At 35.3% G+C, this 24,085-nt stretch carries 25 protein-coding genes; 19 read left to right on the forward strand and 6 right to left on the reverse strand.

The window, feature by feature from the left end; genetic code table 11:
• Nucleotides 1-3 precede the first annotated feature (3 nt).
• On the forward strand, nucleotides 4-822 hold the full coding sequence (locus B5P40_RS30300; protein ID WP_113710435.1) for an alpha/beta hydrolase: 819 nt from the start codon (nucleotides 4-6) through the stop codon (nucleotides 820-822).
• A gap of 44 nt (nucleotides 823-866) precedes the next feature.
• On the opposite strand, the gene B5P40_RS30305 is transcribed toward B5P40_RS30300, so the two are convergent.
• Nucleotides 867-1,556, reverse strand: a complete 690-nt coding sequence (locus B5P40_RS30305; RefSeq protein WP_113710436.1) for a class I SAM-dependent methyltransferase — start codon at nucleotides 1,554-1,556, stop codon at nucleotides 867-869.
• Between the two features lie 87 nt (nucleotides 1,557-1,643).
• Between B5P40_RS30305 and B5P40_RS30310 the strand changes: the two genes are divergently transcribed.
• The 6 genes from B5P40_RS30310 to B5P40_RS30335 all read left to right on the forward strand — a co-directional run bounded on the left by B5P40_RS30310 (nucleotide 1,644) and on the right by B5P40_RS30335 (nucleotide 7,460).
• On the forward strand, nucleotides 1,644-2,714 hold the full coding sequence (locus B5P40_RS30310; protein ID WP_113710437.1) for a helix-turn-helix transcriptional regulator: 1,071 nt from the start codon (nucleotides 1,644-1,646) through the stop codon (nucleotides 2,712-2,714).
• A 308-nt stretch (nucleotides 2,715-3,022) separates the two neighbouring features.
• Nucleotides 3,023-3,250, forward strand: a complete 228-nt coding sequence (locus tag B5P40_RS30315; protein WP_002190443.1) for a hypothetical protein — start codon at nucleotides 3,023-3,025, stop codon at nucleotides 3,248-3,250.
• Nucleotides 3,251-3,542: 292 nt separating this feature from the next.
• Nucleotides 3,543-3,845 carry a metal-sensing transcriptional repressor gene (locus B5P40_RS30320; protein ID WP_002014668.1) on the forward strand — a complete coding sequence of 101 codons (303 nt, stop codon included), beginning with the start codon at nucleotides 3,543-3,545 and terminating at the stop codon, nucleotides 3,843-3,845.
• 195 nt (nucleotides 3,846-4,040) lie between these two features.
• The gene (copZ, locus tag B5P40_RS30325; RefSeq protein ID WP_002033654.1) at nucleotides 4,041-4,247 is read left to right on the forward strand and encodes a copper chaperone CopZ; all 207 of its coding nucleotides are present in this window, start codon (nucleotides 4,041-4,043) and stop codon (nucleotides 4,245-4,247) included.
• A gap of 94 nt (nucleotides 4,248-4,341) precedes the next feature.
• Nucleotides 4,342-6,762 (forward strand): heavy metal translocating P-type ATPase, encoded by a 2,421-nt coding sequence (locus B5P40_RS30330; RefSeq protein ID WP_113710438.1) that lies wholly within the window; start codon nucleotides 4,342-4,344, stop codon nucleotides 6,760-6,762.
• A gap of 218 nt (nucleotides 6,763-6,980) precedes the next feature.
• Nucleotides 6,981-7,460 (forward strand): GNAT family N-acetyltransferase, encoded by a 480-nt coding sequence (locus tag B5P40_RS30335; protein WP_002033656.1) that lies wholly within the window; start codon nucleotides 6,981-6,983, stop codon nucleotides 7,458-7,460.
• Between the two features lie 19 nt (nucleotides 7,461-7,479).
• On the opposite strand, the gene B5P40_RS30340 is transcribed toward B5P40_RS30335, so the two are convergent.
• Together B5P40_RS30340 and B5P40_RS30345 are read right to left on the reverse strand one after the other, a co-directional pair.
• A complete protein-coding gene (locus B5P40_RS30340; protein ID WP_002033657.1) occupies nucleotides 7,480-7,752 on the reverse strand; it encodes an HU family DNA-binding protein in 273 nt (90 codons plus the stop codon).
• Between the two features lie 141 nt (nucleotides 7,753-7,893).
• Nucleotides 7,894-8,709 carry a formate/nitrite transporter family protein gene (locus B5P40_RS30345; RefSeq protein WP_113710439.1) on the reverse strand — a complete coding sequence of 272 codons (816 nt, stop codon included), beginning with the start codon at nucleotides 8,707-8,709 and terminating at the stop codon, nucleotides 7,894-7,896.
• 196 nt (nucleotides 8,710-8,905) lie between these two features.
• Here B5P40_RS30345 and B5P40_RS30350 point away from each other — a divergent pair, with 196 nt between their 5' ends.
• Both B5P40_RS30350 and B5P40_RS30355 read left to right on the forward strand, forming a co-directional pair.
• Nucleotides 8,906-9,799: a metallophosphoesterase gene (locus tag B5P40_RS30350; RefSeq protein ID WP_113710440.1), complete on the forward strand. Its 894-nt coding sequence runs from the start codon at nucleotides 8,906-8,908 to the stop codon at nucleotides 9,797-9,799.
• A 124-nt stretch (nucleotides 9,800-9,923) separates the two neighbouring features.
• On the forward strand, nucleotides 9,924-11,135 hold the full coding sequence (locus tag B5P40_RS30355) for a M20 metallopeptidase family protein (protein WP_113710441.1): 1,212 nt from the start codon (nucleotides 9,924-9,926) through the stop codon (nucleotides 11,133-11,135).
• A gap of 54 nt (nucleotides 11,136-11,189) precedes the next feature.
• On the opposite strand, the gene B5P40_RS30360 is transcribed toward B5P40_RS30355, so the two are convergent.
• Complete coding sequence (locus B5P40_RS30360; RefSeq protein WP_113710442.1) at nucleotides 11,190-12,272, reverse strand: chitinase; 1,083 nt, start codon at nucleotides 12,270-12,272, stop codon at nucleotides 11,190-11,192.
• A 270-nt stretch (nucleotides 12,273-12,542) separates the two neighbouring features.
• Between B5P40_RS30360 and gabP the strand changes: the two genes are divergently transcribed.
• The 8 genes from gabP to B5P40_RS30405 all read left to right on the forward strand — a co-directional run bounded on the left by gabP (nucleotide 12,543) and on the right by B5P40_RS30405 (nucleotide 21,556).
• The gene (gene gabP, locus B5P40_RS30370) at nucleotides 12,543-13,937 is read left to right on the forward strand and encodes a GABA permease (protein ID WP_000360102.1); all 1,395 of its coding nucleotides are present in this window, start codon (nucleotides 12,543-12,545) and stop codon (nucleotides 13,935-13,937) included.
• Nucleotides 13,938-14,070: 133 nt separating this feature from the next.
• Nucleotides 14,071-14,409, forward strand: coding sequence for a hypothetical protein (locus B5P40_RS30375; RefSeq protein ID WP_080019309.1), 339 nt, complete (start codon nucleotides 14,071-14,073; stop codon nucleotides 14,407-14,409).
• 316 nt (nucleotides 14,410-14,725) lie between these two features.
• Nucleotides 14,726-15,268 carry a DUF420 domain-containing protein gene (locus B5P40_RS30380; RefSeq protein WP_000228316.1) on the forward strand — a complete coding sequence of 181 codons (543 nt, stop codon included), beginning with the start codon at nucleotides 14,726-14,728 and terminating at the stop codon, nucleotides 15,266-15,268.
• Between the two features lie 119 nt (nucleotides 15,269-15,387).
• Nucleotides 15,388-16,551, forward strand: coding sequence for an iron-containing alcohol dehydrogenase (locus B5P40_RS30385; protein WP_002190436.1), 1,164 nt, complete (start codon nucleotides 15,388-15,390; stop codon nucleotides 16,549-16,551).
• Between the two features lie 157 nt (nucleotides 16,552-16,708).
• Complete coding sequence (locus B5P40_RS30390) at nucleotides 16,709-17,461, forward strand: DeoR/GlpR family DNA-binding transcription regulator (RefSeq protein WP_002128628.1); 753 nt, start codon at nucleotides 16,709-16,711, stop codon at nucleotides 17,459-17,461.
• The gene (pfkB, locus tag B5P40_RS30395) at nucleotides 17,458-18,369 is read left to right on the forward strand and encodes a 1-phosphofructokinase (RefSeq protein ID WP_002128626.1); all 912 of its coding nucleotides are present in this window, start codon (nucleotides 17,458-17,460) and stop codon (nucleotides 18,367-18,369) included. The genes B5P40_RS30390 and pfkB overlap by 4 nt, the downstream gene beginning before the upstream one ends.
• A 13-nt stretch (nucleotides 18,370-18,382) precedes the next feature.
• The gene (locus tag B5P40_RS30400) at nucleotides 18,383-20,242 is read left to right on the forward strand and encodes a PTS fructose transporter subunit IIABC (RefSeq protein WP_002190435.1); all 1,860 of its coding nucleotides are present in this window, start codon (nucleotides 18,383-18,385) and stop codon (nucleotides 20,240-20,242) included.
• Nucleotides 20,243-20,590: 348 nt separating this feature from the next.
• On the forward strand, nucleotides 20,591-21,556 hold the full coding sequence (locus B5P40_RS30405) for a 3D domain-containing protein (RefSeq protein ID WP_002014694.1): 966 nt from the start codon (nucleotides 20,591-20,593) through the stop codon (nucleotides 21,554-21,556).
• 62 nt (nucleotides 21,557-21,618) lie between these two features.
• Here B5P40_RS30405 and B5P40_RS30410 read toward each other — a convergent pair whose 3' ends face one another.
• Nucleotides 21,619-21,864, reverse strand: a complete 246-nt coding sequence (locus B5P40_RS30410) for a hypothetical protein (RefSeq protein WP_033728137.1) — start codon at nucleotides 21,862-21,864, stop codon at nucleotides 21,619-21,621.
• Nucleotides 21,865-22,045: 181 nt separating this feature from the next.
• Here B5P40_RS30410 and miaA point away from each other — a divergent pair, with 181 nt between their 5' ends.
• Nucleotides 22,046-22,999, forward strand: a complete 954-nt coding sequence (gene miaA / locus B5P40_RS30415; protein WP_002192716.1) for a tRNA (adenosine(37)-N6)-dimethylallyltransferase MiaA — start codon at nucleotides 22,046-22,048, stop codon at nucleotides 22,997-22,999.
• Between the two features lie 21 nt (nucleotides 23,000-23,020).
• Nucleotides 23,021-23,245: an RNA chaperone Hfq gene (gene hfq / locus B5P40_RS30420; RefSeq protein ID WP_000813896.1), complete on the forward strand. Its 225-nt coding sequence runs from the start codon at nucleotides 23,021-23,023 to the stop codon at nucleotides 23,243-23,245.
• 81 nt (nucleotides 23,246-23,326) lie between these two features.
• On the opposite strand, the gene B5P40_RS30425 is transcribed toward hfq, so the two are convergent.
• The coding region (locus B5P40_RS30425) for a Gly-Xaa-Xaa repeat protein (RefSeq protein ID WP_142936378.1) at nucleotides 23,327-24,085 on the reverse strand (759 nt) is incomplete at its 5' end.

Here is a 24,085-nt window from a genome sequence, read left to right on the forward strand (position 1 = left end):
AAGATGAATACTACTATTGAAAAACAGCAGGTTATTACATTTAATACAGAACAGTGGAAAATGTATTCAAAATTAGAAGGTAAAGAATATCAAATTCATATTTCAAAGCCGAGGCAGCCAGCACCAGAGTCAGGATATCCTGTTATATACGTATTAGATGGCAATGCCTTTTTTCAGACATTCCATGAAGCGGTTAAAATACAATCAGTTAGAGCAGAGAAAACAGGTGTTTCACCAGCTATTATAGTAGGTATTGGTTATCCAATTGAAGGGGCATTTTCAGGAGAAGAAAGATGCTATGATCTTACACCTGTCGTAATTTCAAAAGATGCCCCGTTAAAACCGGACGGTAAACCGTGGCCTAAAACAGGGGGAGCGCATAATTTCTTTACTTTTATTGAAGAAGAATTGAAACCACAAATTGAAAAGGAATTTGAGATTGATAAAGGAAAGCAAACGTTATTTGGACATTCTTTAGGTGGTCTATTTGCTTTACATATACTATTCACAAACGTAAATGCCTTTCAAAATTATTTTATAAGTAGTCCATCTATTTGGTGGAATAACCAATCCGTGCTTGAAAAAGAAAAGAATCTTATAAATGAATTAAACAATGCTAAGGTTGAAACGGGAGTATTCCTTACAGTTGGGTCATTGGAACGAGAGCATATGGTTTTAGGTGCAAACGAATTATCAGAGCGCCTTCTCCAAGTAAAACACGATCAGTTTAGATTTATGTTTTATGAAGCTGAAGGGGAGAATCATGCATCTGTTGTGCCGACTTCTTTAAGTAAAGGATTGAGATTTATTAGTCAAGTGTAGAAGACGTATATGAAAAAAGGTAAGCAATTGCTTACCTTTTTTCATTATTGTTTAAAGGCAACGTATCCATCAATTAAAAAGCTTGTGAAAAAGCGAGTGATGTGAATAAAGCCACATTCCTTCATGATAGTTAGTAGATTTGTTTCGGAAATAGGAAATATTTCTGTTTCAAAAGAATTTTCAAATCGGTTCCAATCTTCTAATGGAATTTGATTTTGCATCATGTGGTTGCGCCAAGCATTCAATTGTGCAGAAAACATACTTGTATGGGGTACACCATTTATTGTAGAGAGAAAGAATGAAGCACCAGGTTTTAAGCGACTACTAATTTCATTAAGAAGCTCTTTTTTCTCCTTAATAGTTGGGATGAAATGAAGAACAAGCATACAAGTAGCAGCGTCAAATAATGGATTGGTTAATAATGAATGGACAGTTCCATGTACAAAGTGAATTTGATTTTGTATGCCTTCGCTTTCAATTCTTTTTTTAGCTAGCTGTAGCATGCTTTCAGATGGATCGACACCTGTAAAAGATAAGTTGCTATTTTGTTTGCCTATTGAGAGAATTTCTTGTCCACCACCAGCACCTATAACTAGTAAATTTGGATTCATATTTTCTTTAGGGAGTGTAGTAAAAAAGAAATAATTCATCATTTCATATAGGTTGTAGTAGCCTGGGATTTTACATGGAATTCTTTGTTCATATGAATTTACGGTAGTATCATTCCAATTCATTTTTAACCTCCTAAGTATGTGTATTATAGGTTTATTATGGAATGAAATTATGAAGGGAAACAATCCCATAAATCTGGGGGGAAGAGGATGTATGAAAAAATAACGAAAGAAATTACAATGGTAGCGAATCGTATAAGTTCTATAAGGACATTTCAAGAGTCATTTCTCCACTTAATACGTAAAGTCATTGATTTTGACGCCGCTTGTTTTACAGCTATAGACCCAATTTCTTTTTTATCTACTGGGGCATTTACGGATGAAAGTGTTGAAAAGATTCATCCACAATTGTTTATGAATGAATTTCTAGAAGATGATTTTAATAAATTTAAATATTTATCAGAACACTATCCTCATGTTGCTTCTCTTAGTATGGTGACAAATGGTGAACAAAAGAAAAGCTCTAGATACCGAAATATTTTAAAACCAGCAAGTTTTGGAGATGAATTAAGGGGCGTTTGTATGAGTAAGGGGAACTGTTTTGGGCATCTTAGTTTATTTCGAGGGAGTACAAGTCCCGCTTTTCATATAGATGATTGTAAGTATTTGGCAACGATAGTCCCAATTGCTGGAGAGGCTTTAAAAAAGGTATTTCCTAAACCTTTTTCAGAAGAGAAGGTAATAGGGACAGGCACGATTATATTAAGTGAGGATTTTAATTTATTATATTGGAATCAAGATGGCAGCGATTGGCTCTCAAATCTTAAAAAGTATGAACAGTTAAATATAAAAGAAATACCAAGGCCAATACGTGCGGTTTGTTCGAAAGTAAAGGCTAACGAATATAATGTAGGTTGTATGAATAGAGAAGAAAAAGTTTGTATACCTTTAGCCTATGGACATTTTTTAATCATTCGGGCCAGTAAGTTAGAACGTACAAGTAGTTTTCAGGGTGGTTATGTTGTTCTATTCGAAAGAGCAAGACCGGAAGAAATCTTTCCGCTTATTACGGAAGTGTATAGTTTTACAACACGTGAGAAGCAAGTAATACGTAAAATTCTTACAGGTATGTCGACAAAGGAATTAGCCCATGAACTTTGTATATCTATATACACGGTACAAGATCATTTAAAATCCATTTTTGAAAAGACTGGGGTAAGTAGTAGAAATGAACTCGTGTGGGAAGTTTTTTCAAGATTTTGTTTTGATGTCGATGAATAAAAATAAAATAACTCTACAAAAATCACATGAAGTACGGTGGATGAGTTGTAGAATAGGGCTGAAAAAAGGTTATGGATGAAACATTCCATAACCTTTTTTTATAAGTAGAATTGTCCTTTTTGAAAGTTTTGTTTCAACTTTTCGTCTAAATAGACAAAAAGTTGTCACAATTCGGTCACAATTAGCATAAACATAAAATAGACGAAATGAACTTATTTCCAAAAAGGCTTGATTCATTCCATTCATGATTAATAGAGCTGAAAAAGCATGGATTAAAAGTTCACTATATTCTCAAGGAGGTAGATCGTATGAAAACTATTCTTGCTATCGCTGGGCTTATTTGGGTTTTATCGCATGGTATTCCAATTTATGAAGGAGAACAAATTCGCAGTGCTCTGAATAAAAATTTTAATGACTATCATATCATTGATCGGCAAGATAATGTTGTGACAGTTCGTGTAAATGACTGTTTTCATACGGTAACCGTTGAAGGAACTTCAGTAGTGAATGATACAAAAGTATGTGATCAGCAATAATTATATATAGGAGGAAAAAAGTCTCAATTTACACGTGTGAAAATTGAGACTTTTATATTTGTGGATGAATAATAAGCGGGGATGGACAATCCCTGCTTATTATTGTTTTTTTGAAAAAAAGAAAGGGTATCATATTAATTGAGACTGAGAAGCTAATGATGTGTTAAGAATAATCATAAAGCGAAAATATACTCATATGGGGTATCCTACATAGATATTTGATGATATAATTGGTATACTCATAAAAGCAATTGTTTTATTGGATGAAGAGAAACTTTAAGAAGGTGATAATATGGATCATAAGGACCATGAATCAGTAACACATAGATCAGAAAAAGAAAAAGAACAAATTATAAATAGATTAAAGAGAATTGAAGGCCAAGTCCGTGGTATTCAAAATATGATTGAAAATGATCGTTATTGCGTGGATATTTTAGTTCAAATTTCTGCGATTAATGCAGCGATGAAAAAAGTAGGAATGGGTGTCTTAAAAAATCATACGAGTCATTGTGTTTCAGGAGCTATTAAAAATGGTAATGGTGACGAAGCAATTGAAGAATTAATGACAGTATTTGAACGTTTTTCAAAAGCATAAAAGCCAAGCTAGTATTTGACTAGCTTGGCTTTTGTTTATATAGGAGAAGATATATAAATTCATAATTGGAGCAAAAAAATAAAGATTTTAGAAAAAAATAAAAATCATGATACAAAACCATTGATTACCTTAGGGGGGTATGGTAAGATGTAGTTGTGATTAATAAACAATGAATAAACAAGAGGAGGATTTTAAATGGAACAGTTAACATTAAAAGTTGAGGGTATGTCTTGTGGGCATTGTGTAAATTCTATTGAAAGTAATGTGAAAGAACTAAACGGCGTTGAACAAGTAAAAGTTCAATTAGCAGAAGGAACTGTTGAAGTTACTATCGACTCATCAGTTGTAACGTTAAAAGATATCGTTGCTGTAATTGAAGATCAAGGCTATGAAATTCAATAATAATTTTTAATATAGAAATAAATCGTACTTTATATGGAGTACGATTTATTTTGCTAAAAATTATACCTTATAAGGGTATATAGAGGTGAGAGACATGAATGAACAAAAAGAGGCCAATCTCCAAATATCAGGCATGACATGTGCAGCCTGTGCAAATAGAATTGAAAAAGGCCTGAAAAAAGTAGAAGGTGTTCATGATGCAAATGTAAATTTTGCACTTGAAAAAACAAAAATAATGTATGATCCAGCGAAAACAAATCCGCAATACTTTAAAGAAAAAGTTGAATCGTTAGGATATGGAATTGTAAGTGATAAAGCTGAATTTACTGTTTCAGGAATGACATGTGCAGCATGTGCGAACAGAGTTGAAAAGCGTTTAAATAAGTTAGATGGTGTGAACAAAGCGACAGTTAATTTCGCTTTAGAGTCGGCAACGGTAGACTTTAATCCTGATGAAATCAGTGTAAATGAAATGAAGAGTGCGATTACAAAGTTAGGATATAAATTAGAAGTGAAATCAGATGAGCAAGATGGATCAACAGATCATCGCTTACAAGAAATTGAACGACAAAAGAAGAAATTTATTATTTCGTTTATTTTATCATTCCCGTTATTGTGGGCAATGGTGAGTCATTTCTCATTTACATCGTTTATTTATTTACCTGATATGCTAATGAACCCTTGGGTACAGCTAGCTCTTGCAACTCCTGTTCAATTTATCATTGGTGGACAGTTTTATATTGGAGCGTATAAAGCGCTACGCAATAAAAGTGCAAACATGGATGTTCTTGTGGCACTTGGAACGTCCGCAGCTTATTTCTATAGTGTTTATTTAAGTATTCAATCAATTGGTTCTTCAGAACATATGACAGATTTATATTTTGAAACGAGTGCGGTACTTATTACTTTAATTATTTTAGGTAAATTATTTGAGGCGAGAGCAAAAGGGCGTTCATCAGAAGCTATTAAAAAGTTGATGGGACTACAAGCGAAAACTGCCACAGTTGTGCGAGATGGAACAGAGATGAAAATTTTAATCGAAGAAGTGGTAGCTGGTGATGTTGTCTATGTTAAACCTGGTGAAAAAATCCCAGTAGATGGAGAAATTGTAGAAGGAAAATCAGCGATAGATGAATCGATGTTAACAGGCGAGAGTATTCCAGTTGATAAAACAATTGGGGATGTAGTAATTGGCTCTACAATGAATAAAAATGGATTTTTAAAAGTTAAAGCAACTAAGGTAGGAAGAGATACTGCATTAGCTCAAATTATTAAAGTAGTAGAAGAAGCTCAAGGATCGAAAGCGCCTATTCAAAGGGTAGCTGATCAAATTTCTGGTATTTTCGTACCAGTTGTAGTTGTAATTGCTATTATTACATTTGCGGTGTGGATGATATTTGTTACACCTGGTGATTTTGGCGGAGCACTTGAGAAAATGATAGCAGTACTTGTTATTGCTTGTCCATGTGCTTTAGGTCTTGCGACACCTACATCTATTATGGCGGGATCAGGAAGGTCAGCTGAATACGGTATTTTATTTAAAGGTGGAGAACATTTAGAAGCAACGCATCGATTAGATACAGTTATTCTAGATAAAACAGGTACTGTGACAAATGGGAAGCCGGTGTTAACAGATGTAATTGTAGCAGATGGATTCCACGAAGAAGAAATACTACGTTTAGTAGGTGCAGCAGAAAGAAATTCTGAACATCCACTTGCAGAAGCGATTGTTGAAGGAATTAAAGAAAAGGGTATTGATATCCCAAGTTCAGAAACGTTTGAAGCAATTCCGGGATTTGGTATTGAATCGGTTGTCGAAGGAAAACAATTATTAATTGGTACACGCCGATTAATGAAGAAGTTTAATATTGATATTGAAGAAGTTTCTAAATCAATGGAAGAACTAGAGCGAGAAGGAAAAACAGCAATGCTTATTGCGATAGATAAGGAATATGCTGGAATTGTTGCTGTTGCAGATACTGTAAAGGATACTTCAAAAGCCGCAATTGCAAGACTTAAGAAAATGGGTCTAGATGTCGTTATGATTACAGGAGATAATACACAAACTGCTCAGGCAATTGCTAAGCAAGTTGGTATTGATCACGTAATTGCAGAAGTATTACCAGAAGGAAAAGCAGAAGAAGTGAAGAAACTTCAAGCTAGTGGTAAGAAAGTGGCTATGGTTGGAGATGGAATTAATGATGCTCCTGCGCTTGCTACAGCGGACATTGGAATGGCAATTGGAACAGGAACAGATGTAGCAATGGAAGCAGCGGATATTACGTTAATCCGTGGTGATTTAAATAGTATTGCTGATGCAATTTTTATGAGTAAAATGACGATTAGAAATATTAAGCAAAATTTATTCTGGGCGTTAGCTTATAACGGCCTAGGAATTCCGATTGCGGCGCTCGGTTTCTTAGCTCCTTGGGTTGCAGGTGCAGCAATGGCATTTAGCTCTGTATCAGTCGTATTAAATGCATTAAGATTACAAAGAGTTAAATTGAAATCTTAAACACTTTCAGCTATAAAGCGAATTTAATATGCTTTTTTACAATAAACAATACTTTGTATGAGTATTGTTTATTGTTCGTTTAGAAGGAAAAGTCGATATAATATAGAAAGAGCAGAAGTAGAATCATATATAGTGGAAGAAGCTGTTTCGAAAATAAACACGAAATAATTATCCGGATAACCGAAATAAAAGAGTTAGTTTGATAAGGAGTTTTACATATGTTTAAAGATATTAAAATTAGAACATTCCAGAAGGAGGATTTAGAGCAAGTATTACAATTGTTCTATGAAACGGTTCATACGGTGAATGCGAAAGATTATAACGAGTTACAGCTACAGGCGTGGGCCCCAGAGCGACTAGATAGAGAGAGATGGCTACAGTCTTTAGAAAAGAATATTTGTTACGTTGCTGATTATAAAGGTGTGATAGTGGGATTTGGGGATTATAATGATGATCATTACGTAGATCGCTTATTTACGCATAAAGATTATCAAGGAAAAAGGATAGCATCATACATACTACAGAAGTTAGAAAAAGAAGCAGTGAACTTGCAGCATAGGGATATATATACAGAGGCGAGTATTACAGCAAAACCTTTCTTTGAAAGCAAAGGTTTTATTTGCATAAAGGAACAAAATAAGCAGCATAATGGTCAAATTTTTATTAATTATGTCATGAAAAAAATAGCCTTCTCATAAATGAGAAGGCTATTTTTCATTATTTTACAGCTTCTTTTAGTTCTTTACCAGCTTTAAAAGCAGGTACTTTAGAAGCTGCGATTTGCATTTCTTCACCCGTTTGTGGGTTACGGCCTGTACGAGCAGCTCTTTCACGAACTTCGAATGTACCGAATCCGATAAGTTGTACTTTTTCGCCAGCAGCTAAAGAGTTAGTGATTGATTCTACTACAGTTTGTAAAACTACAGTAGCTTCTTTTTGAGAAATCTCAGCGTTTTGTGCTACGTTTTTAATTAATTCTGTCTTATTCATGTTTTTCACCTCATATGTAAATAATGCTATTTAAGTTGTTATTATAACGTATAAAACATTCGAGAACAAGTGTACGTACATATATTCGCAAAAAAAATGAAATTTGTAATATTTTTTAGGACCAATTTATAGACATTCAATTTAAGCGGATACAGATTTTTTCTTTAATGCAGTTTGCTCTTTATTGGAAGGTAGTTTCTTATTATAAGATATGAAATAAGGTAATGCTACAAATAACATACCCCCTACTAAGTTTCCGAAGAAAACAAAAATGAAGTTTGGAAAATATTCAACCCAAGTTAAATGACCAGAAAAAATTGCAGCTGGGATGACAAACATATTGGCTACAACGTGTTGAAATCCAATCGCAACAAAAGTCATAACAGGGAACCAAATACCGACAATCTTTCCGATAAATTCTTTACTTCCTATACTGAGCCAAACAGCTAAACAAACGAGCCAATTACACCCGATTGCAGAAATGAAGGCTTGCAGTGGTGTATCTTGTAGTTTAGCTTGTGCAATAGAAACTGTTTTTGCTAAAAAAGCTCCCTCCGTTAAGCCGACGATATGACCAAAAAAATAAGCGACGAATATAGCACCTATGAAGTTGCTAAACGTAACAATAACTAAATTTCGTATGAAGTGAAATAAGTCGATTTTTTTGTGAAGCCATGCCATTGAAACGGTCATCATGTTGCCAGTTACTAATTCACCGCCTGCAAGGATAACGAGTATAAGACCGATAGGGAATACGGCAGCACCTAAAAAGCTAGTAAATGATCCCCAAGATTTTGGCATTGTTCCGATAACATGGATATCAAGTAAATATCCTAATGCTATGAAAGCACCACCAAAAAAACCGAGAATTAGCATAGGGAGCAATGATAAATGAGCTTTTTTTCTTCCAGAATTAGCAGCAAGTTCCGTAATTTCTTCTGGTGTAAATACAGACATGAATAATCTCTCCTCAATAAAATGATAGAATGAATAGAAGGAACATTTTAAAGAATCTATGTATGATAAAAATATGATATGACTTCTGTATAAATTTGTCAAAGTGAGTGGGGATGAAATTGGATATAACGAACATTGTTCATGTTGTCACATTAATGTAACAATAAGGATTTAAAGTGATTTTAGAGGTGAAAACATGAATACGCATCATGTAAAAAAAGAACGAAAAAAATCAATCGTAAAGATATTTATTATTAGTTTCATAAGTATATTAATGATACCAGTAAGTTTGTATTTCTATGCGACTGAAATAGAAAGAAGACTAGTAACAGTTACGTGGAATGAAATAGAAGCTCCTACAATTCCTAAAGAGTTTAATAATAAAAAAATATTGCAGTTCTCAGATGTACATTTAGGACCAGATTTTACATTGAAACAACTAGAAAATTTGGTGGAGAAGATGAATGAATTACATCCAGATATAGTAGTTTTTACAGGAGATTTAATAGATAAGTTTGGATCCTATAGTGCGGAAAGAGAAGAAGCAAAGGTTATTTTGCAGAAAATTAAAGCTCCCCTAGGAAAATATGCTGTGTTTGGGAATCATGATAGAGGTGGGGGCGGTAGTTTATTTTACAAAAAGTATATGGAGGAAGCTGGTTTTTCTGTGTTAGTAAATGAAGTGCAGAAAATTAAAGCGGAAAACGGCAAGTATATTACAATATCAGGTTTGGATGATTTTTTATTAGGGAAGCCACAAATAGACTCGACTTTAAAAAACTTAAGACAACAAGATTTCAATATGCTATTAATACATGAGCCGGATGTTGTAGATAAAGTATCTCGTTATCCAGTCGATTTTCAAATGTCAGGACATAGTCACGGAGGACAAGTTCAAATTCCTTTTGTAGGTCCTTTAATTACTACAAAACTAGCTGAGAGTCATGTTGAAGGTATGTATGAATTAGAAGGGAAGAGTAAGCTGTTACATTTATACGTAAATCGTGGTATTGGGACAACCCGAATGCCTGTTAGATTTTTGAGTGTACCGGAACTTTCACTATTTGTATTGAAGCAAAGTAGTGACTGAAGTAGAACGTTTAATATTTTGAAGAATTAAGAGTACTTTTAAAGAAAGTTCTCTTTTTTTATTGATTAAATACAGAATATTATGTATTTTTTATTTAAACTGTTAAAAAGAAAGGGGAATTTCTATGATAGAAACATGGCATAAAGAATTGGAAAGTTTATATAATCAAATGGTTTCGTGGCGAAGAGATTTTCATCAATACCCAGAGCTATCGTTTCAAGAAATAGAAACACCGAAAAAAATAGCTGAAATTTTAAAAAGTTTTCATATTGATGTGAAAACAGATGTCGGGGGAAGAGGGGTAATCGGCGTAATTGAAGGTGGAATACCTGGGAAGACGATGGCGCTACGTGCTGATTTTGATGCACTACCTATTCAAGATGAAAAGAAAGTTTCATATAAATCAAAGGTTCCTGGTGTAATGCACGCTTGTGGCCATGATGGACATACAGCAACACTTTTAGGAGTTGCAAAAATATTAAGTGATAACAGAGACCAACTTTCAGGAAAAATAGTCCTTATTCATCAACATGCAGAAGAGAAAGAGCCTGGCCGAGCAATTGCCATGATTGAGGATGGTTGTTTAGAAGGAGTAGATGTTGTTTTTGGTACACATTTATCTTCTCAGATGCCTTTAGGAATTGTTGGAACGAAAGCTGGAGCAATGATGGCGGCAGCTGATACTTTTGAAGTGAAGATTCAAGGGCGAGGTGGTCACGGCGGTATGCCACATCATACTGTAGATGCTATTATCGTTGCAACACAAGTTATTAATCAGTTGCAACTTTTAGTGAGTAGAAAAGTCGATCCACTTCAATCAGCAGTTTTAACAGTTGGTACATTCCATGCCGGGCAAGCCGATAATATTATTGCGGATACTGCTACGTTTACAGGAACCATTCGAACGTTAGATCCTGAAGTGAGAGAATATATGGAGAAGGAATTTAGACGAGTTGTTGAGGGGATTTGTCAGTCCCTTCATGCTGAAGTTAATATTCAATATAAACGAGGCTATCCAATATTAATAAATCATGTAGCTGAAACACGTCATTTTATGACGGTTGCGGAACACGATCTTGGCAAAGAAAGGGTCATGGAAGTACCACCTATTATGGGCGGAGAAGATTTTGCATACTACTTAGAACATGTTCCAGGAGCATTTTTCTTCACAGGTGCCGGTAATGAAGAAATAGGGGCAACATATCCACACCATCATCCTCAATTCGATTTTGATGAACGTGCGATGTTGGTTGGTGGGAAGTTGCTTTTAAGTCTTGTGAATAGTTATTCAAGAGATGGAAAAGAATTTCTTCATCATGTAGAAGTGAAAAAGTAATTTACATAAATAAAAAACAACAATAGGTCATATAAAACCTATTGTTGTTTTTTATTATTTTTGCAAGGAAAGACTATCAAAATATGTTCTATAGTTATTAGAGAATTCAAAGTTGTTTTTTGCATCCCAATTAATAGACCAAGACATTAGGCCACGGAATGCAGGATAGCCACTCTGATTTGAAAGTTTATACTTTCCTCCGAAAGGAATTCCTTTAATGATATAATCTAAAGCTTTTTTCATTTCAGTTGGAGAAATATATCCGCCACTTGGAGCGGCCGCTGGTGCTGCAGGAAGTCCAATCATGACTTGATCCGAACGAAGAGGCGGGAAAATGTTATTTGCATTACCACCTACAGGAAAACCATGTAAGAGCATATCTGCCATAGCGACTTCGTAGTCTGCAGTACCTTGATTGTAGTTATTACCGTCCATTCCAATCCCGCTACCAGCGTTGTAGTGTTGAACGTGAATGTATGTTAGTTTGTCTTTCACTCCGTAAATAATAGGTAAATATGCACCCCAGATGCTTCCATATGCGCTATAGCCGCCTTGAACATAAGCTGTTTCAGGAGCCATGCTTAATAGGAAATCTGGACCGTAATGGTCTGAAATCGTTCGAATTGCTGAGATAAGATTCACGATTTGAGGAGTTGTTGGTTTTTTAAAATTAGTGTCATTACCGTTTAAGTAAATACCTGATTCAAGGTCAATATCTATTCCATCAAAACCGTATTTATCGATTAGAGATTGTATGGAATTAATAAAACGTTGTTTAGCAGCATTGTCAGGAAGTAAAACGACCCCATTTTGTCCACCTATTGAAAGAACTACTTTTTTTCCTTTACTTTTTAAATAGGAAATATCAGATTTGAATTCTGCATCTGTACCATACACAGGGGAAAATTCAACAGTGGAACGATCACCACCAGTTTCACCGAAAGATACATTTATTACATCCCATTTTGGTGAAACATCTTTTAATTTAATAATGCCAGTACCGTTATCAAAGTTATGCCAATATCCAACGAGTAATTTTGACCCTAAATTGTTTGCTGCTTGTGCTTGAAAGGGAGCTAGCGGTAGCAGTAAGAAAATTACTAAAGTACAACAAATGAATTTAAACTTGTTTAACATATCAACACTCCTATACAAAAAGTTGTCTAGATGTATAATCTTGTTTATTTAATGATATCTGAAAATTCATTCTTTTGTAAGGTGACTATAATTTTCTCAACAATTGTGTATGGGAAATTATTAAACCTAATGAAATAATTTTTGAAGGAGGTCGAATTACGATTGTTAAATTCAGAATATTTTGATATATTTTAAAGTATAGGATAAGATTTTTCACATAATACTCTTACATAAATTTCAAAATTAAGTTTGGAAGGGGATGTACAAGAGTTGGATAAAAATCTTAAGAAAGACCTCAAAATACGCCACATTACAATGATTTCCATTGGTGGCGTAATAGGAGCTGGTTTGTTTGTTGGAAGTGGTGCGGTTGTGCATTCAGCAGGTCCAGGTTCTATCGTTTCATATGCATTAGCAGGACTTCTAGTTATTTTCGTTATGAGAATGCTAGGAGAAATGGCAGCTATTAATCCGACAAGTGGTTCATTTGCAACATATGCAAGAGAGGCAATTGGTCCATGGGCAGGTTATACAATTGGGTGGCTATATTGGTTTTTCTGGGTAATTGTTATTGCAATAGAAGCTACAGCAGGTGCTGGTATTATTCAATACTGGATTCCAGAAATCCCACTCTGGTTATTAAGCTTAATATTAACGATTTTATTAACGTTGACGAATGTTTTCTCGGTGAAATCATTTGGAGAATTTGAATATTGGTTTTCATTTATTAAAGTAATAAGTATTGTTTTGTTCCTTTGTCTTGGACTAGCTGTTATTTTAGGATTTGTACCAGGAACGGAAGCACCTGGCACTTCGAATTTGGTAGGTCAAGGAGGATTTATGCCAAATGGTATAAGTTCGGTGTTACTTGGAATCACCGTCGTTATATTTTCATTTATGGGATCTGAGATTGTTGCAGTGGCCGCTGGAGAGTCTGCCGAACCTGTAAAGGCAGTCAAAACAGCAACAAATAGTGTAATTTGGCGTATTCTCGTATTTTTCATTGGATCGATCGCTGTAGTTGTTACACTCCTTCCGTGGAATTCGGCGAACATACTAAAAAGCCCATTTGTGGCGGTACTGGAACATATAGGGATACCAGCGGCAGCGCAAATTATGAATTTTATCGTTTTAACAGCTGTACTTTCTTGTTTAAATTCGGGTTTATATACGAACTCAAGAATGCTTTTTTCAATGGCAGAAAGAGGAGATGCGCCAAAGGCATTTTTGAAATTGAATAGTAGTGGTGTTCCAGTTCGGGCGGTTTTATTTGGAACTTTCTTTGCTTACATTGGAGTTGTTTTTAGTTACATATCTCCAGATAAAGTATTTTTATTTTTAGTGAATGCATCTGGCGGGATTGCGTTACTCGTTTATCTCGTTATAGCAGTTTCACATTTCAAGATACGTAAAAAAATGGGGAAAGCGGAACAACAAAATTTGAAAGTGAAAATGTGGCTTTTTCCATATGTAACATATGTTACAATTGCTGCGATTATAGCAGTTTTAGTTGCCATGCTCGCAATTGAATCTTTACGTTCACAAGCGCTTTTAACAATGCTTGTTACTGTTCTTATAATAATTTCTTATTTTATTTTTAATAGAAATAAAAATAGTACATTGTTGAATCCTAAAAGTAAGAATGAGGAATCTGTTCGATTCTAATTTCTTGTTTTAGAAGAGAGTTACACCCAATCATTGCTATAAAAGAATCATATATAATCATAGAAACAAGTAATTACTATTGTCATAGTGAATATAAACTTTTTTCTTGACTTTTTATATGAAGGCGAGCAAAATGGTAAAAAAGGAAGGGGGGATGACGATGGAAGAGTACGTATTAGAGCTGTATAACTTTTTATATACGACAGAATGGCAAGATATTGTTTCATTTCTAGGAATAATGTTTTGTATGAAAATTGTAATTGTATATATGGAAGAGCAAGGTATGTTCTATTCCTTCTCATCTCCGTTCGATGTGCAGCGCGAGCCGTTGCCAAACTATGCCAAGGTAAATTACGAACAATTTCCTTTTGTGATTTTCTTTATGATTCGATTTATAACAGCAATTGTAAAGAAAAAGGAAAGTGACGATGAAGAGTGCCACTCAACTTGTAATATAGCGACTGTTTTTTAAGCTAAATACAAGGAGGAGATTTATATGTGGTTTCGATTTCTTATGATTGGTTTCTTTTCATTAACAGCAATTTCATTAATGGGATATCAAGTGTCTGAAATATATCAAGCGTATAGCAGTACGTTTTTTAACAAAAACTAATCGCATTGCTATTTGAATAATAAAGCGATAAAATCCTTCTTAAGAAGTGTTGTTAAGAAGGGTTTTTTCTTTGCCCTGTCTTACTGTGTCAAACTATTGTCACATTTACACTGTGAATAATATGTTAAAATAGTGAGGTTACGTATACATATTTGAAGGAAGAGGAGTGACCATTTTGGTGGATCAATCAACGAATCAGAAAAGCTATGCTCCTATTGTGATAACGCTTTCTGTAATTGTAAATGCGATTATTTTATTTTTGTTCTTTGGACCTGTTGGCTATGAAGGAGAAGTACATTTTGATGTAACAATTTTACCAATGTTAAATGCAATTTTTAATAGCTTTACGTTCGTATTCTTATTAGCAGCTTTATACTCTATTATTAAGAAGAATGTGAAAATGCACCGTGGTTTCATCCTAGCAGCATTTACAACGACGTTGCTATTTTGTGTTTCTTATTTATCGTATCATTACTTGGCGCCAGCAACACATTTTGGCGGAGAAGGATTCATTAAATATGTGTATTTCATCATTTTAATTACACATATTATCCTTGCAGCAATTATTGTACCGCTTGCATTGTTTGCACTTGTGTTTGGTTTTACGAATCAATTAACACGTCACCGTAAAATTGTACGTTGGACGATGCCGATTTGGTTATATGTAAGTTTATCTGGTGTTATTGTTTACTTAATGATCTCACCTTATTATCAATAAAAAAAATCTCAGCCTGTAGGCTGGGATTTTTTTTATTAGGCAAATATTTTTGTGAAATGAAAAAATTGTGGTATACAAAAGTATAGTTGCTTTTTATATAGAAGGGATGGTAAAGATATATGCAAAATTTTGTATTTCGTAATCCGACAAAACTTATTTTTGGTAAAGGACAGTTAGAGCAGTTAAAAATGGAAATTCCACAGTTCGGTAAAAAAGTTCTTCTCGTGTATGGAGGAGGCAGCATTAAAAGAAATGGTATTTATGATAATGTGATTTCTATTTTAAAGGATATAAATGCGGAAGTATTTGAGTTGACAGGAGTTGAACCGAATCCTCGTTTATCAACAGTAAAGAAAGGGATTCAAATTTGTAAAGACAATGGAGTCGAATTTATTTTAGCGGTTGGCGGAGGAAGTGTAATCGATTGTACGAAGGCGATTGCTGCTGGTAGTAAATATGATGGAGATGTATGGGATATTGTAACGAAAAAATCATTTGCTAGCGAGGCGTTACCGTTCGGTACTGTACTCACTCTTGCGGCAACAGGTTCTGAAATGAATGCAGGATCTGTAATTACAAACTGGGAAACGAATGAAAAGTACGGCTGGGGCAGTCCAGTTACATTCCCTCAGTTTTCAATTTTAGATCCACTACATACTTCGTCTGTGCCGAGAGATCAAACGATTTATGGTATGGTCGATATTATGTCGCACGTATTAGAGCAATATTTCCATCACGGCATGAATACAGAATTACAAGATCGTTATTGTGAATCTGTTTTAAGAACAGTAATTGAAACAGCTCCTAAGCTTTTAAGTGATCTAGAAAATTATGAGCATAGGGAAACAATTTTATATTGCGGTACTATGGCGTTAAACGGCATTTTAGCGATGGGAGTAAAAGGAGACTGGGCAACTCATAATATTGAGCATGCAGTTTCTGCTGTTCATGACATACCGCATGGGGGCGGACTCGCGATTCTATTCCCGAACTGGATGAAGCTTGTTATAGATGAAAATGTGAGTCGCTTTAAACAGTTCGCTATTCGTGTATTCGATGTAGAAACAGATGGGAAGACAGATAAAGAGGTTGCATTAGAGGGAATTGAGGCGTTACGTCAATTTTGGACTTCAATTGAAGCTCCAGTAACATTAGCTGATTACGCTATTAGAGAAAGTGAAATTGACTTAATGGCGGATAAAGCGATGGCTTATGGTGAATTCGGTAACTTTAAAAAATTAAATAAAGATGATGTTCTTGCAATTTATAAAGCTTCTTTATAAGTGAAGCGAGAGAAGAAACCTATTTGATTGTTGTATCAAATAGGTTTCTTTTTTTTGTTTATAACCGGTTTTGATTGATAGTGATTATTTTTGACTGTTTATGGTTGATTTTTGTGATCGTTTTCATTATACTGTAATCAAAGAAGAGGTGAATAAAATGTTAACTCCTGAACGTCATCAAATGATATTGCAACTTGTAAAAGAGCAGAAGGTTGTTAAATTACAACAATTAGTTGAAAGAACAGAAAGCTCTGAATCGACAATTCGTCGTGATTTAGCACAATTAGAAAAACAAAGGTTATTAAAAAGAGTTCATGGTGGTGCCTCTGTTTTAACAGGAAAAGGACAGGAGCCAACGATGATTGAAAAATCATCCAAAAACATTCAAATAAAACAACAAATTGCCAAGTATGCGGCTAGTATTGTTGAACAAGGGGATTGCGTTTATTTAGATGCAGGAAGTACAACATTTGAAATGATTCCATTTTTAATAAACAAAGATGTTACTGTCGTAACGAATGGACTTATGCATATTGAAGCTTTAGTTGAAAATAATATTCGTGCGTATTTACTAGGCGGGATGATGAAGAGTAGGACGAAAGCTTTAATTGGTGCTATGGCACAGGAAAGTATGCAAAAGTACCGTTTTGATAAATGTTTCTTAGGAGCAAATGGTGTACATGAACAGCTTGGTTTTACAACTCCAGATCCAGAAGAGGCACTTTTAAAACAAATGGCATTAACATTTGCGAACGAAGGATATTTCTTAATTGATGAAAGTAAGTTCTCAGAAGTTGCATTTGCGAAAATTGCCAATGTTGAAGAAGCGAATATTATTACAAACCATTTAGAAATTGATTTAGAAAAATATAAAAGACAAACCAATGTAATTGAGGCTGATAAACAATGATCTATACAGTTACTTTAAACCCATCTATTGATTATGTAGTACAAGTTAATTCCTTCGATTTAGGCGCAGTAAATCGAGCAGAGAAAGATATGAAATTTCCTGGAGGGAAAGGCATTAACGTTTCTCGTGTTCTTCATCGTTTAGGTGTTGAAAATGTAGCGCTTGGATTTACTGGTGGATTTACCGGTCGATTTATTAAAGATGTATTACAGGCGGAAGGTGTAACAACAAACTTCGTCCAAGTAGACGGTGATTCCCGAATTAATGTGAAAATAAAAGGGCAAGAAGAGACAGAATTAAATGGGCAAGGTCCTAATGTGACAAATGAACAATTTGAACAATTAATGAAACAAATCGAAAGTATGAGGCAGGGAGATTGTGTTGTACTAGCTGGAAGTGTACCGGCGTCTATCTCAACTACTTTTTATGAATCAATCGCAGCGCTCGGAGCTGAGAAAGGTATTCGCGTAGTAGTCGATGCAAGTGGAAGTGCGCTGCAGCATGTAATTAAAAATAAACCATTTTTAATAAAGCCTAATCATCATGAACTTGGTGAGTTATTCGGAGTAGAGATTTCAACAGTAGAAGATGTTTTACCGTTTGGAAGAAAATTAGTTGAACAAGGTGTAGAGCATGTTATCGTATCAATGGCTGGAGATGGGGCTTTATTATTTACGGCACAAGGTATATATGAAGCAACTGTTCCAAAAGGTGTTGTAATTAATTCGGTTGGGGCCGGAGATTCTCTCGTTGCAGGATTTGTAGGTAAATATGAACAGACAAAAGATATTGAAAAGGCATTTCAATATGGCGTTGCAACAGGGAGTGCAACAGCATTTTCAGCTGATTTATGTGAAAAAGAAAAAGTAGAAGAATTATTGTCGCAAGTAATTGTAACTAAGCGATAGGGGGAAGCAACATATGAAAATTACAGAACTATTAAAAAGGGATACAGTTATTATGAACTTGACAGCTTCAAATAAAGAAGCTGTCATAGATGAATTAGTTGAGAAATTAGACGGAGCAAATCGTTTAAATAGTAAAGCTGAATTTAAAGAAGCTATTTTAAAGCGGGAGTCACAAAGTACAACTGGCATAGGGGAAGGGATTGCTATACCTCATGCGAAGACGAATGCCGTAAAACAACCATCGATTTGTTTTGGTAGAAGTGTAAGCGGTATCAACTATGAGTCGCTTGATGGACAGCCTGCACATCTGTTTTTTATGATTGCTGCGAGTGAAGGGGCGAATAATACTCATTTAGAAACGTTATCTCGTCTCTCTACGTTATTGATGGATGAAGGGTTCCGCAAGCAATTATTAGAAGCAAAGGATGAGGATGAGCTTCTCCGTTTATTTGATGAAAAAGAGAATGAAAAAGAAGACGAAGAAGTTGAAGTAGCAAAGCCGGAAGGGAATGAGCCATACGTATTAGCTGTTACAGCTTGTCCGACTGGTATCGCTCACACATATATGGCTGCGGATAGTTTGAAAGCAAAAGCAGCAGAGTTAGGAATAGCGATTAAAGTTGAAACGAATGGATCAACAGGTGTTAAAAACGATTTAACGAAAGAGGACATTGAACGCGCAACGGCTATTATTGTAGCTGCAGATAAACAAGTAGAAATGAATCGTTTTGCTGGGAAGCATGTCATTCAAGTACCAGTCGCCGATGGGATTAGAAAAACTGAAATCCTTCTTAATCGAGCTATAAAACAAGATGCACCAATCTTTAAAGGGGTAAAAGAGGATGGGAAGGCAGAAAATGTAGAGAAAGAAAAAGGGCTAGGAATTTATAAGCATTTAATGAGCGGTGTAAGTAATATGCTTCCGTTCGTTGTTGGTGGTGGGATTTTAATAGCGCTAGCGTTTTCGTTTGGTGGTATAAAAGCGGAAGGTCCTTTAGCTGAATTGTTCATGTCTATTGGGGGAGGAAAAACAGGTGCGTTTTTATTCCTTGTACCAATCTTAGCTGGATTTATTGCGAGTTCTATTGCTGATCGTCCTGGTTTTATGCCTGGTGTTGTAGGTGGGTTTTTAGCAGCACAAGCGAATGCGGGATTTTTAGGTGGATTAATTGCTGGTTTCTTAGCTGGATATGTTGTTTTAGGATTGAAAAGATTATTTTCAGGATTACCAGTACAGTTAGAAGGAATTAAACCTGTTTTGTTATATCCAGTCTTTGGATTGTTGATTACAGGAGTTGTTATGCAAAAAGTAGTAAATCCGCCTGTAGTAGCATTAAATGAAATGTTAACAGGATGGTTAAATGGTTTGAACGGTACGAATGCTATATTATTAGGTCTTATTTTAGGTGGTATGATGGCAATTGATATGGGTGGTCCAATTAATAAAGCGGCATTTACATTTGGTATTGCTGCAATAGAAGCGCAGAATTTTGGAGTGCACTCAGCAGTTATGGCTGGTGGTATGGTACCGCCACTTGCGATTGCATTCGCAACCACATTCTTTAAAACAAAATTTACAGAAGCAGAACGTAAATCTGGTTTAACAAATTATATTATGGGAGCATCGTTTATTACAGAAGGTGCGATTCCATTTGCAGCTGCCGATCCGGTTCGAGTAATAGTAAGTTGTGTTGTTGGTTCAAGTATCGCGGGTGCCTTATCTATGTTATTCCAAATTACATTGCCGGCACCGCATGGTGGATTGTTTGTTATCGCATTAGTGAATAAACCGTTGCTATATATTGTTTCTATATTAATTGGAACGATTGTTTCAGCTATTATGATAGGTGTTTGGAAGAAGAAAGTTAAATAAAAGATAAAAAGGGACAGCTAATAGGAGTTGTTCCTTTTTCGTTATAAAAAGTAATTTAATAATTGGATTATGATGGATTTTGGTAAAAGATGTAATGAAAAGTGATTTTTTTGTAACAAAAAAGTAATACTGTAATTTTTTCTGGAAAAAAATTCTTATACTAATTTGTGAGAAATATATGAAAACTATTGCTAATTTTGGTAGAAATACAATTTTTTAATATGGAAATTTATGTTACAAATCATTAATCGTTTATTACGAATGCTTTGTAATTGTGTGATTTTCGAAATTCTACAAAAAACTGTTGCTATAATGAGAACACGAAAACAAAGCAAATGGAGGCTATTCATGAAAAAATTATTAGGTATAGCAACAGCAGCAGTTTTTGGTCTTGGGATTTTTGCAGGTTCTGCTAAAGCGGAAACGATTGTAACAACAGATGTATTAAACGTTAGAGAAAACCCAACTGTAGAATCAAAACTTGTAGGTAAAATGTTAAGTGGAAATAAATTAGATGTTATAAATACAGAAAACGGATGGTCCAAAATTAAATTAGATGGTAAAGAAGCTTTTGTAAGTGCTGAGTTTACGAAAAGTTCTTATTATGTAACAGCAAACGTATTAAACATTCGTGCTGGAGCGAATACTGATTCAGAAATTCTTGGCACGCTTAAAAAAGATGACTTGATTGAAACGACAAATCAAGTACAAAACGAATGGTTACAATTCGAATATGGCGGGAAAGCGGCGTATGTTCACATACCATTTTTAACAGGTACAGCACCTGTTATTGAAAGAAAAGAAGTTCCAGCTCAAGATGAAGCGCCAACTAAGGTGAAAACGGCGGTTAAAAATGATACATCAGTTAAGGAGAAAGCACCGGCTAAAAATGATACGGCAGTTAATGGAAAAGAATCAGTTAAAAGTGGAGCATCAAGTAAACCAGTAGCGCAAGCGAAGCCGGCAACTAAGCCAGTGGCAAAATCTACTGAAACAAGTGAACCTGCTGGTCGTGAAATAACAGTAGAAGCGACAGCTTACACAGCTCACCCGAGTGAAAATGGCACATATGGTGGTCGTGTGTTAACTGCGATGGGGCATGATTTAACAGCGAATCCAAATATGAAAGTTATTGCTGTTGATCCGAAAGTAATTCCTCTCGGATCAAAAGTGTGGGTGGAAGGATATGGAGAAGCAATTGCTGGAGATACTGGTGGCGCGATTAAAGGAAACCGTATTGATGTTTTAGTTGGTTCAGATAGCACTGCTGATAGTTGGGGGCGTAAATCCGTTAAAGTGAAAGTTATAAAATAGTTTATTAAAATAAAAAACGGCTGCTTGAAAATGTCTAAGCGGCCGCTTTTTTTATATAAGAATTATTGAAAAGGGTAAATTGTTTTACCTGTAATAATTTTATACGCGGTGCAAAATTGAGTTTGCATATACTCTGTATTTTTATTTTCTGGATGTAACGTTGCTTCTTGAAGAGTAGAATGAAAGGAACGTAGTAAACAATTTAGTGCGAAGTATAATTCTTCTTGTGAACAATTTTGTTCTTTTGTAGCAGTAGCTAAAATAAGGTCTTTTATTAATAATGGAAAATCGATAGTCGCTTGTTTCATAGTCATTGCACCCTCTCCGAGCTATTTTTTATCATGTATATGCAGAATTGGACAAGCTATGCTCTTTTTTTTGTGTAATTTCATGTACTAGATTCAAAGAACTTGCAATCATGCCGTTAAAATTGGTAAGATTGGGTATAATCAATAGATGGAGTATATTACATAAAGAGAGTTGAATGATATGGGAGAAGTGCAACGTGAAAAAGTTGCTGTCATCATTGGGCCAACTGCTGTCGGAAAGACGAAATTAAGTATCGATCTTGCAAAAGCGTTGAATGGTGAGATTATTAGTGGTGATTCCATGCAAATTTATCGTACGATGGATATCGGGACTGCAAAGGTGACGACAGATGAGATGGACGGAATTCCACATTATATGATTGATATAAAAGATCCGGAAGATTCATTTTCTGTGGCGGAATTTCAAGAACGTGTCCGTAAGTGCATTCGAGAAATTACAGAGCGCGGGAAATTACCAATTATTGTTGGTGGAACCGGTCTCTATATACAATCTGTTCTATTCGATTACCAGTTTACAGATGAGGCTGGGGACGCTACATACCGAGAACAGATGGAAAAGTTAGCATTAGAACACGGTGTGGAATATGTACATAAAAAGTTACAAGAAGTAGATCCAGAAAGTGCGGAGCGTATTCATGCCAATAATGTAAGGCGTGTTATTCGGGCGTTAGAAATTTTTCACACGACGGGTGAAAAAATGAGTAACCAGCTCGAAAAACAAGAAAATGAGTTACTGTACGATGTTTCATTAATTGGCTTGACAATGGATCGAGAAATGCTATACGATCGCATTAACTTACGTGTTAACCTAATGATTGAACAAGGTTTATTAGAAGAAGTAAAAGGTTTACATGAAAGAGGAGTGCGAGATTGTCAATCTATTCAAGCGATTGGTTATAAAGAGATATATGATTATTTTGAGAATCGTGTATCTTTAGAAGAAGCGGTATCACAATTAAAGACGAATTCACGCCGTTATGCAAAACGTCAATTAACGTGGTTCCGTAATAAGATGGATGTCACGTGGTTCGATGTTACTGATGGTGAAAAAACGTCAGAAATTTTACGATACATAGAAGGAAAGCTACAACTAAAGTCGAATAATAGTAAGTAGAGAAAAAGAGGAGGATTCGACATGAAGCAATCAATCAATATTCAAGATCAGTTTTTAAATCAACTCCGTAAAGAGAATACGTTCGTTACGCTGTACTTATTAAATGGTTTCCAGCTTCGTGGATTAATTAAAGGATTTGATAATTTTACAGTCCTGCTGGAAACAGAAGGTAAGCAACAGCTTATTTATAAACATGCAATTTCTACATTTGTACCACAAAAAAATGTTTCAATTGAATTAGAGTAGTAATGAATTATTGTACATAACAAAAAAAGAGCGAGTTTCTCGCTCTTTTTTTTATTTGTCATAAACAATAAATAGTGAAATTTAAGCGATTCTAAATACAGTAAGACGAATGTTAGTGTTTCCTGTTGCAGGGATCGTAATCTCGTTAAGAGTAGATTGGACAGAAATGTTTGCTCCAGCAGCTAATGTTTCGATTGTAGTAAATGAAAGTGAGTCGCCTATTAGATTTGAAGAGAAGTTGTCAGTAGCAACAGCTCCATTAATTGAAATTCCTACTCCAAGTGGAGCGCATCCTGGCGCAGTTGTAGAAATAGATACGCTAATTACATAAATACCAGCGTTAATAACAGTAACTGTATTTGTGCCGTTAAAGATAATATTGTTTACGTTAATTGCAGTACTAAAAATAAAGTTATTAAATTGGAGTACTGTTTGTTGGATGTTGTTTGTTACAACGATTGTTGCTACTGGGAAGCTAGGTCCAGTAGGTCCGGTAACTCCTATACCAGTAGCACCCGTTGGTCCTTGAACACCTTGAGGTCCGGTAGCACCTGTGTTACCTTGAGCACCTTGAGGTCCGGTAGCACCCGTGTTACCTTGAGGTCCAGTAGGTCCAGGAGGCCCACCAGAAGGTCCGGTAGGTCCGGTAACTCCTATACCAGTCGCACCTGTGTTACCTTGAGCACCTTGAGGTCCAGTCGCACCTGTGTTACCTTGAGCGCCTTGAGGTCCGGTAACTCCTATACCAGTAGCACCTGTGTTACCTTGAGCACCTTGAGGTCCAGTAGCACCTGTGTTACCTTGAGCGCCTTGAGGTCCAGTAGCACCCGTGTTACCTTG

Origin of the sequence: Bacillus sp. SRB_8, from assembly GCF_003264205.1 — a bacterium.
Lineage (GTDB): Bacteria > Bacillota > Bacilli > Bacillales > Bacillaceae_G > Bacillus_A > Bacillus_A mycoides.

Excerpts from the sequence above, each read along its gene's own strand:
- B5P40_RS30300 (WP_113710435.1), top strand. The coding sequence starts at position 4 with ATGAATACTACTATTGAAAAACAGCAGGTTATTACATTTAATACAGAA.
- B5P40_RS30305 (WP_113710436.1), bottom strand. The coding sequence starts at position 1,556 with ATGAATTGGAATGATACTACCGTAAATTCATATGAACAAAGAATTCCA.
- B5P40_RS30310 (WP_113710437.1), top strand. The coding sequence starts at position 1,644 with ATGTATGAAAAAATAACGAAAGAAATTACAATGGTAGCGAATCGTATA.
- B5P40_RS30315 (WP_002190443.1), top strand. The coding sequence starts at position 3,023 with ATGAAAACTATTCTTGCTATCGCTGGGCTTATTTGGGTTTTATCGCAT.
- B5P40_RS30320 (WP_002014668.1), top strand. The coding sequence starts at position 3,543 with ATGGATCATAAGGACCATGAATCAGTAACACATAGATCAGAAAAAGAA.
- copZ (WP_002033654.1), top strand. The coding sequence starts at position 4,041 with ATGGAACAGTTAACATTAAAAGTTGAGGGTATGTCTTGTGGGCATTGT.
- B5P40_RS30330 (WP_113710438.1), top strand. The coding sequence starts at position 4,342 with ATGAATGAACAAAAAGAGGCCAATCTCCAAATATCAGGCATGACATGT.
- B5P40_RS30335 (WP_002033656.1), top strand. The coding sequence starts at position 6,981 with ATGTTTAAAGATATTAAAATTAGAACATTCCAGAAGGAGGATTTAGAG.
- B5P40_RS30340 (WP_002033657.1), bottom strand. The coding sequence starts at position 7,752 with ATGAATAAGACAGAATTAATTAAAAACGTAGCACAAAACGCTGAGATT.
- B5P40_RS30345 (WP_113710439.1), bottom strand. The coding sequence starts at position 8,709 with ATGTCTGTATTTACACCAGAAGAAATTACGGAACTTGCTGCTAATTCT.
- B5P40_RS30350 (WP_113710440.1), top strand. The coding sequence starts at position 8,906 with ATGAATACGCATCATGTAAAAAAAGAACGAAAAAAATCAATCGTAAAG.
- B5P40_RS30355 (WP_113710441.1), top strand. The coding sequence starts at position 9,924 with ATGATAGAAACATGGCATAAAGAATTGGAAAGTTTATATAATCAAATG.
- B5P40_RS30360 (WP_113710442.1), bottom strand. The coding sequence starts at position 12,272 with ATGTTAAACAAGTTTAAATTCATTTGTTGTACTTTAGTAATTTTCTTA.
- B5P40_RS30375 (WP_080019309.1), top strand. The coding sequence starts at position 14,071 with ATGGTAAAAAAGGAAGGGGGGATGACGATGGAAGAGTACGTATTAGAG.
- B5P40_RS30385 (WP_002190436.1), top strand. The coding sequence starts at position 15,388 with ATGCAAAATTTTGTATTTCGTAATCCGACAAAACTTATTTTTGGTAAA.
- B5P40_RS30390 (WP_002128628.1), top strand. The coding sequence starts at position 16,709 with ATGTTAACTCCTGAACGTCATCAAATGATATTGCAACTTGTAAAAGAG.
- pfkB (WP_002128626.1), top strand. The coding sequence starts at position 17,458 with ATGATCTATACAGTTACTTTAAACCCATCTATTGATTATGTAGTACAA.
- B5P40_RS30400 (WP_002190435.1), top strand. The coding sequence starts at position 18,383 with ATGAAAATTACAGAACTATTAAAAAGGGATACAGTTATTATGAACTTG.
- B5P40_RS30405 (WP_002014694.1), top strand. The coding sequence starts at position 20,591 with ATGAAAAAATTATTAGGTATAGCAACAGCAGCAGTTTTTGGTCTTGGG.
- B5P40_RS30410 (WP_033728137.1), bottom strand. The coding sequence starts at position 21,864 with ATGAAACAAGCGACTATCGATTTTCCATTATTAATAAAAGACCTTATT.
- miaA (WP_002192716.1), top strand. The coding sequence starts at position 22,046 with ATGGGAGAAGTGCAACGTGAAAAAGTTGCTGTCATCATTGGGCCAACT.
- hfq (WP_000813896.1), top strand. The coding sequence starts at position 23,021 with ATGAAGCAATCAATCAATATTCAAGATCAGTTTTTAAATCAACTCCGT.